The following is a 16,327-nucleotide window of genomic DNA, read 5'->3' on the forward strand; positions in this document are numbered from 1 at the left end:
CGAACATATGTTCGAATATTGCTTCATGCATTCCTCATCGACCGTCCGCACGCTTCAGCAGCGCATCACCCAGATGCAGCCGCTGCGGCTCGATGACAGCACGCTTCCAACTGCTCCGGGACTACGCTCACTCTTCCCCGGTGGGGCTCTGCGAAAGGGCGCCAGCTACTCGGTCCAGGGCTCCGCACAGCTCGCGCTCTCCATGCTCGCAGCCTCATCAGCATCCGGGGCCTGGTGCGGAATCATCGGCTACCCGACCCTCGGGGCCGAAACAGCCGCGGCACTCGGAATCGCACTCGAACGCTGCATTTTGATCCCCGAACCCGGGGCCGATGCATTCGGGCTGTGCGGGGCGTTGAGCGAGATCCTCACCGTGTTGCTACTCGCCCCAACAAACTCCCCCAGACACGGCGATGTGGCACGCATCGCCGCAAGACTACGCGAGCACGGCGCCGCCCTGGTCGTCACACACGAGTGGCCAAACTCCGAGAGCACCTTCCGCGTGACCGCGTCTCGCTGGAGCGGTCTGGGTGACGGGTTCGGGGCGCTCGAAGATCGTGAGATCACAGTGCAGGCTCAGGATCGGCGCGGCCTCACCTCGCACACCGTGCGTTTTGCGCACGGCAGTCTCGTAGACCCCGGCCTCGCAAAACTCCACAGGCTGGTGCCACAATGACCGCCGCGGAGCGCACGCTCGTGTTCTGGGTGCCCGATTGGCCGATTCAGGCGTTCTTGCGAGATCAGGACGATGCAGACAAGGTGAGCGATCCCGCAATCGCGCTCATTGCCCAGCACCGTGTGGCGGCGTGTTCGCCTGCTGCCCGCGCGGAGGGTGTGCGAACCGGTCTTCGAGAACGCGAGGCACAGTCCCGCTGCCCTCGCCTCGCGGTCCATCCACACGACCCAGAAGTTGACCGGCGTCGTTTTGCCCCCATAGCCACCGCACTCGAACGGCTCGTGCCAGGAATCGAGGTGCGTCGCCCCGGCCTGTGCGCAATGCGAGCACGCGGACCAGCCCGCTACTACGGCAGCGAAGAGCAGGCAGCAGATGCGCTGCTCGCCCTGGCTGCAGACCTTGATTTACCCGATGCGCGCGTGGGAATTGCTGACGGGTTATTTGCGGCGGAACAGGCTGTCCGGGCTACCGCAGATTCCGCCCTGGTTACGTCACCGAGTGAAGGGGTGAGGATCGTGGCCTCGGGCAGCTCCGCAGCGTTTCTCAGTCCGCTCCCGGTCTCCCGAGCCGCAAGTGAAAGCTTCACCACATTACTCGTGGGGCTCGGTATTAGAACTCTGGGAGCACTGGCTGCCCTGCCAGAGGAGGCCGTGCAACAGCGTTTCGGCGCGGAAGGAGTTGCCGTACATCGCCGCGCTCGTGCGGCACACCCCACGAACAGCGACAAAACACAACCGCGCACTCCCGGCCGAGAGTTCAGCGTAGAGATCGAATTCGAGCCACCAATCGACACCGCTGAGCAGCTCGGTTTTGCGTGCGCGGCAATCGCTGAACGGTTCGTTGCAGGGTTCACAGCAGAGCGTTTAGTGTGCACCGCGCTTCGTGTTGAGCTCACTGACGACATCGGTGCGCGCCACGAGCGCGAGTGGCTGCATCCTCGCCATTTCACCGCGGCTGATACCGTCGGCCGCATCCGGTGGCAGGCCGCCGCCATAGCGCGAGCATCCGAGCGCACCGGAGCCGGCGTTACACGCGTGCGCGTCACACCAACACACACAGACCGCGCCGCCGCGCACGAGCCCGGTCTCTGGAGCAACGAGCCAGACGCGCGCGTGCACCATCACCTCAGCCGCGTTCAAAGCAGGCTCGGGCACACCGGGGTCGGCACCATAGAGCTCGCGGGCGGGCGGCTACTCGCTGAACGCCAGCGCTTTGTTCCCTGGAGCACAACACGGGCACAGCGACCGGGGTCTCGTGCCTCGGCCGCCGGCCCCTGGCCTGGTGCACTCACCGGCCCCACTCCCAGCCAGGTCTTCCCTGAACCACTCTCCGCAGAGCTTCTCGACGGTTCAGGACACCCCGTGCGCGTCAATGCCGAGGATCTCCTCGACAGCGCACCGCACAGGTTGCAAATCAGGCAGTATGCAATAAATGCGCCCGTGCTTCACTGGTCGACACCGTGGGTGATACGGGAACGGTGGTGGCAAAGCACCGCACCTCGGTTCAGGCTGCAAGTCCAACTTGCCGGAGACGATGCCTGGCTGCTGTTCCAAGAGGGCGAACACTGGTTCGCCGAGGGGCACTACGACTGATGGGCTGGCACAACGACCCCATTCCGTGGAGCGAATTCGAGCGAAGGCTCTCCGCGCACGCCCCGCAGCAAGCGAGGGGTTCCGACGCGCGACCTCAGGCCCGCCCGAATGAGACCCCTCAGACGCAACCAACCCAGGCACGGAGTGCGCAAGAGCTCGCGGACTCCCCGGTTGTGCCCTACGCAGAACTCCATGCGCACTCACACTTCAGTTTTCTCGACGGCGCCTCCTCCCCCGAACAACTCGTACAAGAAGCGACCCGTCTACAGCTCAGCGGCATCGCCCTCACCGACCACGACGGGTTCTACGGAGCAGCCGCCTTTGCCGAGGCCGCTGAAGCTGCTGATCGGATGGCAGCAACGACGGGGCACACCGCCCCACTGACGGTGTACGGCGCAGAACTCTCACTGGGACTGGACGCCCCGCAGCTGGGGGTTGCCGATCCGCAAGGAACACACCTACTGCTCCTCGCTCGCGGCACCGACGGGTACCACCGGCTCGCTTCCGCGATCACCGAGGCTCAGCTAACCGGCGGAGAAAAAGGACGCCCGCAATACAACCTCGAAGAACTCGCAGCGGCGGGGCAAGACACCTGGGCGGTTCTCACCGGTTGCCGCAAGGGATCGGTCCGCCGCGCGCTTGAAACCGCCACCACCCGAGAAACAGGCGATTCACTGGCGCTCACAGAACTCGACCGCCTCACCGATCTCTTTGGCCCAGACAACGTCTACGTCGAGCTCACACACCATGGCCACCCCGGTGACGATCCTCGGAACGCAAGGCTCGCTTCGCTCGCCGCGGAACGGGGTCTCCCAACCCTCGCCACCGGCAACGTGCACTATGCGGTCCCTGCCCACGCGCAGCTCTCTGAGGCAATGGCTGCGGTGAGAGCACGCCGCAGCCTCGACGAACTCGACGACCACCTGCCAGCGACCGGCACCGCCCACCTCCGCAGCGGGGCCGCCATGCTGCGGCGTTTTGCTCACTACCCTGACGCGGTGACCCGCACAGCACAGCTCGCCGCCGAGTTGGCGTTCCCGTTGCGGGCAGCTCGCCCGCGACTGCCCAAGCTCACGCTTCCCCCTGGGCACACCCAAATGGAATACCTGCGACATCTCGTGTGGCAGGGAGCGGAACGACGCTACGGCACGAACCTCAGCAGCCACCGCAGAGATCGGCTCGAGAGCGAGCTGAACATCATCGAGCGCAAAGACTTCCCCGGCTATTTCCTCATCGTGCACGACCTTGTGCGTGAAGCACGAGAGCGAAATATCCTGTGCCAGGGACGAGGATCAGCCGCCGCTTCTGCGGTGTGTTACGTACTGGGCATCACCGAGGTCGACGCGATCTTCTATAACCTCCCCTTCGAACGTTTCCTGTCGAGCATGCGCGACGAAGAACCCGACATCGACGTCGATTTCGACTCCGAGCGTCGCGAAGAAATCATTCAGTACGTCTACGAAAAGTACGGTCGCCGTAACGCGGCCCAGGTTGCGAACGTCATCACTTACCGCCCCAAAGCCGCAATCAGAGACGCGGCAAAAGCGCTCGGGTACAGCGCGGGTCAGCAGCGCGCCTGGACCAAGGGACTCGAGCGATGGAACAAGTTGGAGGTCGACACAGCCAGCCCCATCCCGACTCCCGTGCAAGAACTCGCCATGCGGTTTATGCGCGCACCGCGCCACCTCGGCATCCACTCCGGAGGCATGGTGCTCACCGAGCGCCCAGTGGGAGAGGTCTGCCCCATCGAACACGCCCGCATGGATCGCCGCACCGTGCTGCAGTGGGACAAAGACTCCTGCGAGTCGATGGGACTCGTGAAGTTCGACCTACTCGGGCTCGGCATGCTCAGCGCGCTGCAAAAAACGATGGACATCGTGGCCGCGCACACCAAGAAGCAGTGGACGCTCGGCACCATCCCGAAAGAAGAACCGGGTGTGTACGACATGCTCTGCCGGGCTGACGCAATCGGCGTGTTCCAGCTAGAGAGCCGCGCTCAGCTCAACACGCTGCCCCGCCTGCTTCCCCGCAGCTTCTACGACCTGGTCATCGAGATTGCGCTCATCAGGCCGGGGCCGATCCAGGGCGGCGCCGTTCACCCGTATCTGCGCCGCAAGAACAAGGCTGAAGAGGTGAGTTACCTTCACCCGAAGTTGCGGCCAGTGCTCGAGCGCACACTGGGTGTGCCCCTGTTCCAGGAGCAGCTCATGCAGATGGCCGTGGCGGTAGCCGACTGCACCGCAGAGGATGCCGACCTGCTGCGGCGGGCCATGGGATCCAAGCGTGGCCAGGAGCGCATCGAGTCTCTCAAAGAAAAACTGTTTGCGGGCATGGCTAAAAACGGCATTGAAGGAGATGCCGCGACCCACCTGTACGAACAGATCGAAGCGTTTGCAAACTTTGGTTTCGCGGAGAGCCACTCGATCAGTTTCGCGCTGCTCGTCTACGTGAGTTCCTGGTTCAAACTGCACTATCCGGCAGCGTTCCTCGCGGGATTACTGCGATCGCAGCCGATGGGCTTTTACTCGTCTCGCACGCTTGTTGAAGACGCTCGTCGACACGGCGTGGAGGTGCGCCCAGCGGATGTTCAGCGCTCTGCTGTCCTCGCAGATCTTGAGCTTGTTAGCGATCGCAGGCCAACGGCCAAACCCCAAGCTGCAACCGAATGCACCGCCCACCTACCGCGCCAGGAGAATCCGCCGCCCGTGCACCCGTTTGTGCCCGGTGGTCCAGATACCAGTGCACTGCACCGACAAGACGGTGACTTCGCCGTGCGCCTTGGTCTCGCCGAAATCCGCAGTATCGAGAAGAGCACCGCCGAGCGTATTGTGCGGGCCCGAGAACACGGGCCGTTCGCCGATCTCACCGACCTCGCCCGCCGGGCAGATCTCGATCGTGCTCAGCTCGAAGCTCTGGCAGCGGCGGGGGCTTGCAAAAGTCTCGGCCTCGATCGCCGGGAGGCACTCTGGGCTGCCGCACCCGCCGCGGATAACCGCGAACGTTTTCTGCCCGGCATCGCCGTGCACGTGCAGCCACCACTGCTCCCGGTGTTGAACCCGGCCGAGCAGACCGCACTCGATCTCTGGACAACGGGGATCGCTCTAGACGCACACCCGCTCGCCCTGCTGCGCGACACCCTCGACGCGCAGGGGGTAGTTCGCTCCGACCGCACACGCCATGTTCAGCCCGGCACCGTGGTAAAGATCGCTGGCCTGGTGACCCACAGACAGCGCCCGGGCACCGCCAGCGGTATCACCTTCATCACGCTTGAAGACGAGTCGGGATCCGTCAACGTGGTGACCTGGGCAAACGTCTGGGCCCGTCACCGTCTCGTTGCCCGATCCTCGCCCGCGCTTATCATCAGAGGAGTGCTTGAGCGCTCTCCAGAGGGGGTGATCAATGTCATCGCGAACAACTTCGAACCGCTCGCCGCGCCCGCCGGAGTATCCTCTCGGGACTTCCATTAGTTATGCTGGCACTCGTGCATCTCTCAACTGCGCTCCTCACGGACCACTACGAGCTAACCATGGTCGATGCCGCGCGCCGCGCGGGAACAGCAGACCGTGGCAGCGTCTTCGAGCTGTTTACTCGCCGTCTCTCAGGGGCCCGCCGCTACGGTGTTGTCGCTGGCACCGGCAGACTACTTGAGGCCATCGACCGTTTCCGATTCACAGACACCGAACTCGACTTTCTGAAGTCGCGTGGTGTCGTCAGTGACGGGACCCTCGACTGGCTCGCTAATTTTCGCTTCAGCGGCAACATCTGGGGGTATCCCGAGGGTGAGGTCTTCTTCCCCGGGTCACCGCTCATCAGTGTCGAGGCAAGCTTCGCTGAGGGAGTGCTACTCGAAACACTCGCGCTCAGTGTGCTGAACTACGACTCGGCGGTCGCCACGGCAGCATCCCGCATGAGCCACGCGGCCAAGGGAAAGCCGCTCGCCGAAATGGGTTCGCGCCGCACCAGCGAGTACAGCGCCGTTGCCGCTGCGCGCGCCGCCTACATCGCAGGATTCAGCGCGACCTCAAACCTTGAAGCGGGCCGCAGCTACGGCATCCCAACCATGGGCACAGCAGCACACAGTTTCATGCTGCTGCACGACAGCGAGCGCGCGGCGTTCGAGGCACAAATTGCAACGCTCGGAACAGACACCACGCTGCTCGTCGACACCTATGACATTGAGCAGGGTGTGCGCACCGCGATTGAAGTTGCGGGCACCAGTCTCGGAGCTGTTCGCATCGATTCTGGCGACCTGCCCGTTGTGGTTGGCCGAGTGCGCCACCTCCTCGACGAACTGGGGGCAACACAAACTCGCATCACCGTCACCAACGACCTCGACGAGCACACGGTAGCCGTACTCGCGGCCTCACCCGTTGACAGCTTTGGCGTCGGCACGTCAGTGGCCGTCGGCTCGGGATCACCAACCATGGGCATGGTGTACAAACTTGTTGCGCACGAGGACGAACAGGGAAACTGGGTCTCCGTGGCGAAAAAGTCAGCCGGCAAGGTGTCGGTTGGTGGCCGCAAGAGTGTCTACCGCAGGTTCAACGCGCGCGATGTTGCTGTAGCCGAGACCATCGTCGTGAACGATGGCTCTCACGCCACCGGCTTGCCCGGCAACAACGCTGCGGCTGAAGCGGTTGAGGGCCGTGAGATTCTCGTCCCGCTCGTCACAAACGGCGAGGTTCTGCGCGAGCACACCGGCACAGACGGTATCGCAGCAGCGCGCGAACGTCACCGGCAGCGGGTTGCAGAACTCCCCGCCGTTGCGATGAGCCTCACTCGTGGGGATCCCGCGATCCCGACCGAGTACGTGTAGCGCGAGCGCTACTTCTTCATGCGTTCGTAAACCCGCTTGCAATCAGGACAGACCGGAAACTTCTCGGGATCCCGCGACGGCGTCCATTTCTTTCCGCACAGCGCACGAACCGCTTTACCGGTTACGGCAGATTCCAGGATCTTGTCTTTTGGCACGTAGTGCGAAAAACGCTCGTGGTCGCCGTCTTCAATTTGAGCGTCTTCAAGGATTTTCTCGAGTTCACGATCCAGAAGACCGGTTCCTCCCCAGAACCGCCACCCACCGGGTCAGAATCACGCGCAAAAATAGCCATGCGGTAATTGTACCTCCGAAATGCGGCGAAAAATCAGTCGAAAACCTGAGTTACAGCGATCAGCTCGGGTCCGCTGCGATCGAAAATACGACCACCAATCAAGATTCCCAGCCACAGAATCAGCGCTCCGTACCCGATCCCGAACGCAAGCGCCCAAATGTTCTGCATGAACTCGACGTCAGTAAACGCCAACACGGCCACCCATACAGCGGGGGCAGAGAACAGCAGCGCAAGCAGCATCGAGATTGTCTGGGCAAGGCCCGATCCGGTTCCCGACCACTGCGGTTGAGCAAAGGGGCTGTCTCCCGGCCGAGTTGCCGGGTAGGGAGTCATGACAGAGAACACACTCGCCACGCCACTCGACACCAGCAGTACGGCGGTGTTCATACCGATCACAGCGGGCAGCACGCGCCAGTCGCCGATGACGGTGACCGTGATGCTTGATCCGATCAGAATCAGCGGAACACCGAGCATCAGCACGGGAGCAAGGCGGCCAGCACGATCGGCACGACCGCGGGTGCCGCTCGCGACGTGCGCCCAAATCGCGGTTGAGTCCATCGCTACGTCATTGTGCTGCGACCATCCGAGCAGCAACAAAATGATGGGAAGTGGCAACAGCGCAAGCGACGTCACGTCTGCGCCTGCGACCCAAAAGGCAAGCAGCATCAAGATCGGAGCGATCGGGATCGCAAACAACGCAACCCGGTAACGCGGATCTCGTGCCCAATAGGTGAGCTGACGAGCCGCAATAACCTGCGCGGGACGCGCACCAAAGCGCTCGAACCAGCCGAGGCCGCTGTAGGCCATGCTCTGCCCGACCGGACGATCAATTCTCTGGTTCGAGACCCACACGACGGGCACCCAGACGGCAATGAGGAACACAATTGCGGCCCCCAAAATACCCAGGTGCATCAGCGCAAGAGCCTGGTCGCCGCTCGCTGCAGCCGCCAGCGCCGCGAACGGGGCCCCGAAGGGAGTCCACCCGAGCGTCTGAGCCGTGTCCGAAATGATCGAGCTATCTTCCGCGCCGAATGCCGTTGCTCCCGCATACACGGCAACGGGCAAAAACGCCACGATCAGCAGCGCGCCGATCGTACGAAGTACCCCGGCAAACCTCGGCCCAGCGATCAGCTTCGAGAGCGCAGACATCACACGAACGCTGCACACCGCCAGAACAGCGGCGAGACCGAGCGCAACGGGCGCGATCCACGCTGGAGTGTTCCACTCGGGGCGGAAAACACCGAGTGCCACCAGCCACACAACGAGCAAAAAGAACGGCCAGCTGACGATCGAGGTGATTAGCATCGCGACACTCACGGATCCTGGCCCCGCAGGAAAACTGGCGAGCTGCCTAGGCTCAAGGTTGCGCCGGTTCTCGAAGAACGGAATCACAAACACCGCTATGAGCAGAGACGCACCAGCCACCGTGTCGACGGCAGCGCGGTCAGCAGCGTCGGCGATCCCCCACGCCGGCAGAATAGCCAGCGAAGCAGCAATCACCGCGAGCAACACAATCAGCAGTGCGGAACGTAGGCCCTTCGAAAACGACCCGCGAAACGCACTGCCGAGCAGCGCTACTCGGAGTCGGAAGAGCCGTGCAACCATTCCAGCCCCCTCTTCGTGTCGCTGGAGCCGGTGAGCGCAGTGAAGCGCTCTTCAAGGCTGAGACCATCACGCACCGCGTCAACGGTGCCGTTTGCGATCACTCGACCATCGACAATGATCGATACGTGGTCACAGACCCTCTGAATCAGATCAAGGCTGTGGCTCGACATGACAACGCTGCCGCCGCCGGCAACATATTTCTCGAGAATCTCCGTTACGTTCGACACGGATACCGGGTCGATCGCTTCGAACGGCTCATCAAGCACAAGCACCTCGGGTGCGTGAATCATTGAGCACGCCAGCGCAATTTTCTTCTGCATGCCGGCGGAGTAGTCAGACACCAGACGGCCGAGTGCGGATTCCAAGCCAAAAGCTTCGGCAAGCTCGGAGGATCGCTGCGTTAGCGCGGCGCCCTCAACCCCGTGAAGCACACCCGAGTAGTACAGCAGTTGCGCACCCGTGAGCCGGTCAAAGAGACGCAGGCGATCTGGAAGGGTGCCAATCAGGCGCTTCGCTGCGGGTCCGTCTGACCACACGTCGACACCGTTGACCGTGACCCGACCCGAGGTTGGCCGAAGCAACCCAGCAAGCATGGAGAGTGTTGTGGTCTTACCCGCGCCGTTCGGGCCGACAACACCGGTGAACGATCCCGCGTGCACCGCAAGCGACACCTCGTTTGCGGCAATCACCGATCCGTACCGCTTGGTCAGCATCTCTGCATGAAGCACCACGGGGTTCTGCGCGGCGATACGACCTCGCTCGCGCGCTCGCACGACGGAGGGAACAGGAACCTGGATACGACCAGTTCTCGGGGAAGACTCAGCCGAGGCCTGTTCCGCGGAAACGGTTTCCGCAGGAACTGGGGTGGCCTCAGGGGCCACGGGTTCGACGGTGGTGCGACTGGGGCGAACACGCGGCGCACCGGGAACATTCCCAGAAACAGGTTCAGTCGACGTCGACCCCGCTAATGATTCGGAAGCGGGCACGGTTGAGGAGGTTTCGGGCGGCACCCGTCTAATTTAGCAAATTTAAGAGAAACCAGTATGTGTGCCCCGGCGCGCTCGGAAACCGGCAGAATAGACAGTGTGAATTTTTCATCTGAGCGCCGACCTCTGCGCGCGAGTGCCTGGTCATCGCTGTGGCTACTCACGCGCCGCGATTTAAAGGTCCGCTACTCGACCTCAATGCTGGGATACCTGTGGTCGATCCTTGATCCACTGCTGATGAGCCTCATCTACTGGTTCGTTTTTACGCAGGTCTTTCACCGCACTGTCGGCGAAACGCCCTACATCATCTTTCTGCTGACCGCCCTACTCCCCTGGGTATGGGTCAACGGTGCGATCTCCGATTCAACTCGCGCGTTCTTACGTGATGTGCGACTCGTGAGATCCATCGCGATGCCGCGGTGGATCTGGGTGGGCCGCATCATTTGCTCAAAGGGGATCGAATTTCTCCTGAGCATGCCCGTGCTCATCGTGTTTGCAATTTTTTCTGGGGCCCACATCGGGTGGGGCGTGTTGCTCTTCCCCGTCGCGGTGGTGCTGCTCGCAATTTTGACGCTGGGTACCGGTCTCCTCATTTCACCCCTCGTGGTGTTCTTCCGCGACCTGGAGCGTGCTTCCAAACTGCTGCTGCGTGTCTTGTTCTACGCTTCACCCATCATTTATGGCGCTTCGGATCTGCCGCCGTTCGCCCAGCCGCTCGCCTGGCTCAACCCACTCTCAGGAATCTTCGCGATGTTCCGTGCGGGATTCTTCCCGGATCAAATCAACTGGCACCTCATGGCTGTCTCGGCGATTGAGTGTGTGATTATCCTCATCATTGGCGCTTTGGTGTTCCGTCGCTCCATCGCTGGCGTTCTCAAGGAGCTGTGACATGACCGACAAGATCATTACCGCAAACGGTCTCGGAGTGAGGTTCCGTCGGAATCGCGGATCCAGCCGCAGTTTCAAAGACCTCTTCGCTGGAGGCGCGCGCCGCGCTCGTCCGGGAGAGTTCTGGGCCCTGCGCGACGTCTCCTTTGACGTGCGACGCGGCGAGGCCATCGGGGTTGTTGGCCGTAACGGCCAGGGCAAGTCGACGCTGTTGAAACTTGTCGCCGGAGTGCTGTTTCCCGACGAGGGCACCGTGAGTGTTCACGGCGGAGTTGCTCCCCTCATCGAGATCACCGGTGGGTTTGTCGGCGATCTCACGGTGCGCGATAACGTGCAGCTCACAGCTGGTCTTCACGGCCTGAGCAAACGCGAGATTGCCGCTCGTTTTGATTCCATCATCGATTTTGCTGGGGCGGCTGATGTCATTGACACCCCGTTCAAGCACCTCTCGAGCGGCATGAAAGTCCGTGTTGCCTTCGCCGTGGTGTCGCAGCTGGACGAGCCCGTCCTGCTGGTGGATGAGGTGCTCGCTGTGGGCGACAAGGCGTTTCGCGCGAAGTGCTACGACCGCATCGAGGAGCTCCTCAAAGAGGAGAAAACACTCTTTCTCGTGTCACACAACGAGCGCGATCTGCGCAGATTCTGCACCCGCGGACTCTACCTCAATGCTGGAAAACTCGTGCTAGACGGGACCATCGACGAGGTCCTCGAACGCTACGATGCAGACCACGGGGCCTAAGCCTCGGCTTTGATCCCCCGCTGCTGCTCTGCGCGCTCCATGAGGGTGTCGATCGCGTCGTGGAAGCGTTTTGTTGGTGAGCCCGGGGTCGTATCGCCAAAGTAGTGCTGCGACCAGGTTACGAGGCGCTCACGCGCATCGTCGTCTCCGATAACACGGTCCAAGACGCTCGCCGAGTCTGCGCTGTCAGCAACTTCCAACCACTCGCACACGCTGAGGTAACCGTTCTCGTCAACGGACGCCTCGGGGGCGACGGGGCGTGTCACCATGAGCGGTTTACCCGTGGCGAGCCGGTCGTAGACCATCGCGGAGATGTCGCAGATCGCCACGTCAGGCAAGCTGAGCTGCCAGCCCAGCGACGGGGACTGGTCGTAAACGTGGTGGGCCTGAGGATCACGCTCGTTGGCCTCGGTGATCATCTCAATAATGCGCTTGTTCGCGGCACCAAATTCGGGATCGACGACACCACTGCGGGGGTGCGGGCGATACACGACCCGGTGCCTGCCAGTATCAAGGAGACCCCGCACCAGCGCTTCACCGTGCGTCGCGACTGAGCCATAACACGCTGCAGGGCGATCCCCTTCCCAGGTCGGCGCGTAGAACACCACGGTGCGCTCGTCGGGAACGAATGGCGGCTTGCCACTCAGGTGATCTGTCTGGGGACGTCCAATCGCCATGGTGCGGCGCTCAACATCGTAATCCCAGAGCGCGTTTGAGAGCCGCGCCCGTGCGGCGTCGCCCGCCACCAAAGCCAGGTCGTAGCACTTGTGCTGATTGCTCGTCATGTACATCTTGTCGCTCTCACCGTGATTGACAAAGACGTGCCAGCGGCTGCCGTAGCGCATCATCTGGAAGTTTCGGGTGTTCTGATTCACGTACAGAACAACATCGAGCTGCTGCTCTTCCAGCACCCGCTCAAGGTCGGTGACCTTGGGTACGAACGAAACGGCAAGCCCACTCTCCCGAATGAGCTGGCGGGCACCGGCCGCGTTTCGGGCAAGCACAAGCACGGGCCAGCGCTTGGAGAGTTCTTGGAGCGGCGCGTACCACTGTCGCATTTGGTAGATGTTGACGTCACTGTCGGCGAAGTACACGCCAACACGAAAGTGCTGTTCTGGAAGCGGTGCTCGATCCGCCAGCAGGTCACGCAGTTCAAAGAACGCGCGCCGTCCCTTCAGTACTCGCTTTGCGAGCCGTACCGCACGTTTTCCATCTTTCACCAGTTGCACCTTCTCAGTTTACTGGCGGCATGCCGCTTGGAAGCCGTGTGCTCGCGTGGGAAGATGCTGGGGTGATCCTCTCCAAGCTTTCCGAACTCCCCGCTGTCAGTTATGTGATGCCGGTGCTCAACGAAGAGGAGTTTCTCGAAGCTGCGGTTCACACGATTCTCGCCCAGGACTACGCGGGTGAAAAGGAGATCGTTCTGGCCCTTGGCCCGTCGCGGGACGGCAGCAACGAAATTGCGGCCCGACTGGCGGCTCAAGACTCTCGGGTGCGGCTCGTAGAGAACCCTGCACGCGACATACCCGTCGGCCTCAACCTGGCGATTGCTGAGAGCAAACATCCGGTTGTGGTGCGCGTTGATGCGCACTCTGAGCTGACACCCGACTACACCCGATTAGGTGTCGCTGCGCTGCGGCGCGAGGAGGCCGCCAATGTTGGGGGGATCATGCGCGCCGCCGGACGCTCCCCCGTGCAGCGCGCGATTGCCCGCGGATACAACAGCCCCTACGGCCTCGGCGGCGGTGCTTACCACGGCGACGGGACACCGGGAATCGCCGAGTCCGCCTACCTCGGCATCTTCCGCCGCGAGGCGATCGAGGCCGTCGGTGGGTACGATCCCGGCATCCTTCGGGGCGAAGACTGGGAACTCAATCTGAGGATCCGCCGCGCCAGTGGTAAAATCTGGTTTGAACCCGCACTCAAAGTGACTTATTGGCCACGTGCGAGCCTACGTGATCTCTCAAAACAGTTCTTTGCGACGGGCACCTGGCGGGCCGTGCTCGTTCGCCGCTACGGTCGAGCAAACCCGTGGCGGTTTTTTGCGCCAGGAGCGCTTGTAACCTCACTTGCGGTGAGTGTGGTGGGTCTGGTGCTGTTGTTGCTTGGTGTGCTGTCCTGGGCCTCCTGGTGGCCGCTGCTGCTGCTTCCACTCGCCGGGTATGCGGCGGGAATCCTCTTTGCGGTGTTACGCATCCCCGAGCAGCAGGGAGTTCGGGATCGCCTGCTCACGGGTGCGACGCTCATCACAATGCATCTGAGCTGGGGAACGGGGTTCTTGCGCGGGCTGCTGTTCGGCGGCGGCCGCGTCGTTGATCGCTCGCGAGCCTAACCCTCACCCAGGTAGCGCGCCTCGCTCACTCAACGCGTCAACAACCCGTTGAGCGGCGTAGCCATCGTCGTTCGGAGCAAACTGCTCACGCCAGTTTTCACGCGCTTCAGCAAATTCTTGCACCCAGGCGGCGTCGTGGCCGAGTTCGCCAAGCGCCCGCGCGTGGGCCAGCACCTCGTCGCGCTGCTGCAGCAGCGGCCCGGGCGCCAAGCGTTCGAAGTCGAAGGTAAACCCACGCTCGCGATCCCGATAGGCGGCAAGATCCGGCACAAAAAAGAGTTGTGGAACTCGAGCAACCGCAGCGTCAAACATAATCGACGAGTAGTCGGTTACCAGCACGTCGGCGGCCAGGATCACGTCGTTCACATCGTCGTGCTGGGATGCATCGATGACGGTGCCGGAGGCACTCCCCGGATACCGGCCAAAGGTGTGCGTTCGAGTGTGACCGCGGGCCACAACAACCCAGTTCTCACCGAGTTCGTGGGCAAGCTGCTGAACATTGAGGTCGTCCACGAGCGTGATGCCGCCGTCTCGCCAGGTCGGCGCGTAACTGAGCACGGAAACCCCTGCAGGGATCCCTAGAGCTGCGCGCGCGGCGAGCACGTCGATGGGGTTGCGCCCCTCAGCGATGACCGCGCGGGCGAGGCGGTCGTCGCGCGGATACCCGAGCTCGAGAATGTCACCGCGGAACGCGTAACTCGATTTGAAGACGCTCGTTGAGTGCGGATTCTGCGAGAGCATGATGCTCCAGCGGCGGCTCTCACGTCGAATGGCTAACCTGGTGCGAAGCCCGACCCCGGGGCGACCGAGGGCGAGGTGTTTCAGCATGGTGCCGTGCCAGGTCTGCAGGACCGTCTGCCCTCGCCTCCTGCGGAATGAGTAACGCAGCCAGTCGTTCACCACGACCAGCTTTGCTGTGCGGCGCGCGGCAAACCACTCACGGCCGCCGACCAAGAGCGGAACTGCACCCTCGGGCACCTGCTGCAGCTCGCTCGTCACACTCCAGTAGCGAGGAGTTTCAGGGTAGCGCCGCGTAATCTCTCGATCAATGGCGAGCGGGTTGCAGCTCACCTGGCGTCCATAGAAGCTCTCGAAGAAGATTCCACCGGGCGGCACGAGTTCTTTGTCGCGTAACCGCAATCGACGAATTTCCGCGAGTACTCGAGCAGCAGCGCCTCCCTCGGGGAACCGATGGAAGCGGCGCGCGAACGCTCGTGTGTCCGCCTCAGCAGCTCGCCAGGCGGGGTTTCCACGCTGTAACTGCTCGAGTCGGTCCAGAACCTCACCCCAGGTCCGCTCGACCCTGCCAGCGCTCGTTACGACGAGCGGCTCATAGAGGCCCCTGGTGCTTTCGTAGTGCTCAAGGTCGGGGGCAAACCAGACAATTGGTCGACCCAGCAGTGAAAAGTCAACGGCGATGGAGGAATAGTCGGTAATTACCGCGTCGATGCCGCCCAGCAGCGGGGTGATCTCGCGAACGGTATCCGCTCCGAGCAGGTGAACCCGATCCCCCAGCATCCCCTCGTAGGCTCCCGCACCGAGCGGGTGTGAGCGGATGAGCAGGTGTGCGTCATACCGCTTCAGCAGCGTGCGCAGGCGGGCTGCTTCCTTTTTTGTTGGAGCAGCCGGATCAGCATCTCCGTCGCGCCAGGTCGGTGCGTAGAGGATCAGCATGTCCTGGTCAGAAATGCTCGCCCCCGCGGCTTCTAGCAGCTCACGAAGCCGTTCCTTGCTCTGTTCGGCTTGGGCCGGATCGGCCGCCTGCAACGAGAGTGTGTCGTCTCGGGGATCTCCCAGCACCCGCACCTTGCCGGGCGCAACCCGGAAGGCCGAGCGGAGCCGTTCGGCTGCAAGGGGTGATCCCGCAACGTAGAGGGAGACCTGCCGCGATCCAGCGAGATACATGCGGCGCAGCACTGCCCGCAGCGGAGCCGGTCCACGCACGGCGGTCGTGACCTGGGAGTCCAGGTGGAGTCGTTTGAGGGGTGCGCCGTGCCAGAGCTGCACGATGCAACCGCCCATAATTCCAAATCTGTTGGCATCGCCGAGCCCGTGGGTGACGATGATCCGGCCCGCCCGCAGTGTTGCCCAGTAACCGGCAGCACTCTCTCGCACGACAGGTACGAACCCCTCGGTGCGAGCGGCCTCAGCCTCCTCGTCGTTTGCAACAAGCCAGCTGATCGACGCGTCCGGTTCTTCCAGTCGCAGCTGACGAGCAACCACGAGCGCACCCTCGGACACCCCGATTCCGCTGCCGAACACCCACTTTTTTTCGGATCGCGGCACAAACCAGGACACGATCACAGAAAGCAAATACTTCGGAAGCGCAAGCAGTTTACTTAGGTTGCCCTGGGCGAAGCTAAATCCACCGGTACTCATTACAACTACTGTAGGGCACTCA

Annotated in this window: 12 protein-coding genes; 7 read left to right on the plus strand and 5 right to left on the minus strand. The window is 62.5% G+C overall.

Annotated elements, in window-relative coordinates; all coding sequences use genetic code 11:
- Positions 1-25 precede the first annotated feature (25 nt).
- The 4 genes from G7068_RS02750 to G7068_RS02765 are packed head-to-tail and all read left to right on the plus strand — an operon-like array spanning position 26 to position 7,084.
- A complete protein-coding gene (locus G7068_RS02750) occupies positions 26-676 on the plus strand; it encodes a hypothetical protein (RefSeq protein WP_166288527.1) in 651 nt (216 codons plus the stop codon).
- Entirely contained in the window at positions 673-2,268 is a 1,596-nt protein-coding gene (locus G7068_RS02755) for a DNA polymerase Y family protein (protein WP_166288530.1), read from the plus strand. The genes G7068_RS02750 and G7068_RS02755 overlap by 4 nt, the downstream gene beginning before the upstream one ends.
- A complete protein-coding gene (locus G7068_RS02760; protein WP_166288533.1) occupies positions 2,268-5,735 on the plus strand; it encodes an error-prone DNA polymerase in 3,468 nt (1,155 codons plus the stop codon). The genes G7068_RS02755 and G7068_RS02760 overlap by 1 nt, the downstream gene beginning before the upstream one ends.
- Before the next feature lie 14 nt (positions 5,736-5,749).
- Complete coding sequence (locus G7068_RS02765) at positions 5,750-7,084, plus strand: nicotinate phosphoribosyltransferase (protein WP_205881334.1); 1,335 nt, start codon at positions 5,750-5,752, stop codon at positions 7,082-7,084.
- 8 nt (positions 7,085-7,092) lie between these two features.
- Here G7068_RS02765 and G7068_RS02770 read toward each other — a convergent pair whose 3' ends face one another.
- The 3 genes from G7068_RS02770 to G7068_RS02780 form a co-directional block, all read right to left on the minus strand.
- Entirely contained in the window at positions 7,093-7,314 is a 222-nt protein-coding gene (locus G7068_RS02770; protein ID WP_166292965.1) for a DUF3039 domain-containing protein, read from the minus strand.
- 95 nt (positions 7,315-7,409) lie between these two features.
- On the minus strand, positions 7,410-8,981 hold the full coding sequence (locus G7068_RS02775) for a hypothetical protein (RefSeq protein ID WP_166288539.1): 1,572 nt from the start codon (positions 8,979-8,981) through the stop codon (positions 7,410-7,412).
- On the minus strand, positions 8,951-9,862 hold the full coding sequence (locus G7068_RS02780; protein ID WP_425280499.1) for an ABC transporter ATP-binding protein: 912 nt from the start codon (positions 9,860-9,862) through the stop codon (positions 8,951-8,953). Before G7068_RS02780 ends, G7068_RS02775 begins: the two co-directional genes overlap by 31 nt.
- 204 nt (positions 9,863-10,066) lie before the next feature.
- Between G7068_RS02780 and G7068_RS02785 the strand changes: the two genes are divergently transcribed.
- The gene (locus tag G7068_RS02785; protein WP_244304633.1) at positions 10,067-10,855 is read left to right on the plus strand and encodes an ABC transporter permease; all 789 of its coding nucleotides are present in this window, start codon (positions 10,067-10,069) and stop codon (positions 10,853-10,855) included.
- A gap of 1 nt (position 10,856) precedes the next feature.
- Complete coding sequence (locus G7068_RS02790; RefSeq protein WP_166288545.1) at positions 10,857-11,594, plus strand: ABC transporter ATP-binding protein; 738 nt, start codon at positions 10,857-10,859, stop codon at positions 11,592-11,594.
- On the opposite strand, the gene G7068_RS02795 is transcribed toward G7068_RS02790, so the two are convergent.
- Positions 11,591-12,823, minus strand: a complete 1,233-nt coding sequence (locus G7068_RS02795) for a hypothetical protein (protein ID WP_166288548.1) — start codon at positions 12,821-12,823, stop codon at positions 11,591-11,593. The two genes, G7068_RS02790 and G7068_RS02795, sit on opposite strands and share 4 nt — an antisense overlap.
- Positions 12,824-12,843: 20 nt before the next feature.
- On the opposite strand from G7068_RS02795, the gene G7068_RS02800 reads away from it, so the two are divergent.
- On the plus strand, positions 12,844-13,926 hold the full coding sequence (locus tag G7068_RS02800; RefSeq protein WP_166288551.1) for a glycosyltransferase family 2 protein: 1,083 nt from the start codon (positions 12,844-12,846) through the stop codon (positions 13,924-13,926).
- Positions 13,927-13,929: 3 nt separating this feature from the next.
- On the opposite strand, the gene G7068_RS02805 is transcribed toward G7068_RS02800, so the two are convergent.
- Positions 13,930-16,305 carry a CDP-glycerol glycerophosphotransferase family protein gene (locus G7068_RS02805; RefSeq protein ID WP_166288554.1) on the minus strand — a complete coding sequence of 792 codons (2,376 nt, stop codon included), beginning with the start codon at positions 16,303-16,305 and terminating at the stop codon, positions 13,930-13,932.
- Positions 16,306-16,327: the final 22 nt, after the last annotated feature.

The sequence above is a fragment of the Leucobacter viscericola genome, from assembly GCF_011299575.1.
Taxonomy (GTDB): domain Bacteria; phylum Actinomycetota; class Actinomycetes; order Actinomycetales; family Microbacteriaceae; genus Leucobacter; species Leucobacter viscericola.

Coding starts and splice junctions, on each gene's coding strand:
- G7068_RS02760 (WP_166288533.1), top strand. CDS start 2,268: ATGGGCTGGCACAACGACCCCATTCCGTGGAGCGAATTCGAGCGAAGG.
- G7068_RS02775 (WP_166288539.1), bottom strand. CDS start 8,981: ATGGTTGCACGGCTCTTCCGACTCCGAGTAGCGCTGCTCGGCAGTGCG.
- G7068_RS02790 (WP_166288545.1), top strand. CDS start 10,857: ATGACCGACAAGATCATTACCGCAAACGGTCTCGGAGTGAGGTTCCGT.
- G7068_RS02800 (WP_166288551.1), top strand. CDS start 12,844: ATGCCGCTTGGAAGCCGTGTGCTCGCGTGGGAAGATGCTGGGGTGATC.
- G7068_RS02750 (WP_166288527.1), top strand. CDS start 26: ATGCATTCCTCATCGACCGTCCGCACGCTTCAGCAGCGCATCACCCAG.
- G7068_RS02755 (WP_166288530.1), top strand. CDS start 673: ATGACCGCCGCGGAGCGCACGCTCGTGTTCTGGGTGCCCGATTGGCCG.
- G7068_RS02805 (WP_166288554.1), bottom strand. CDS start 16,305: ATGAGTACCGGTGGATTTAGCTTCGCCCAGGGCAACCTAAGTAAACTG.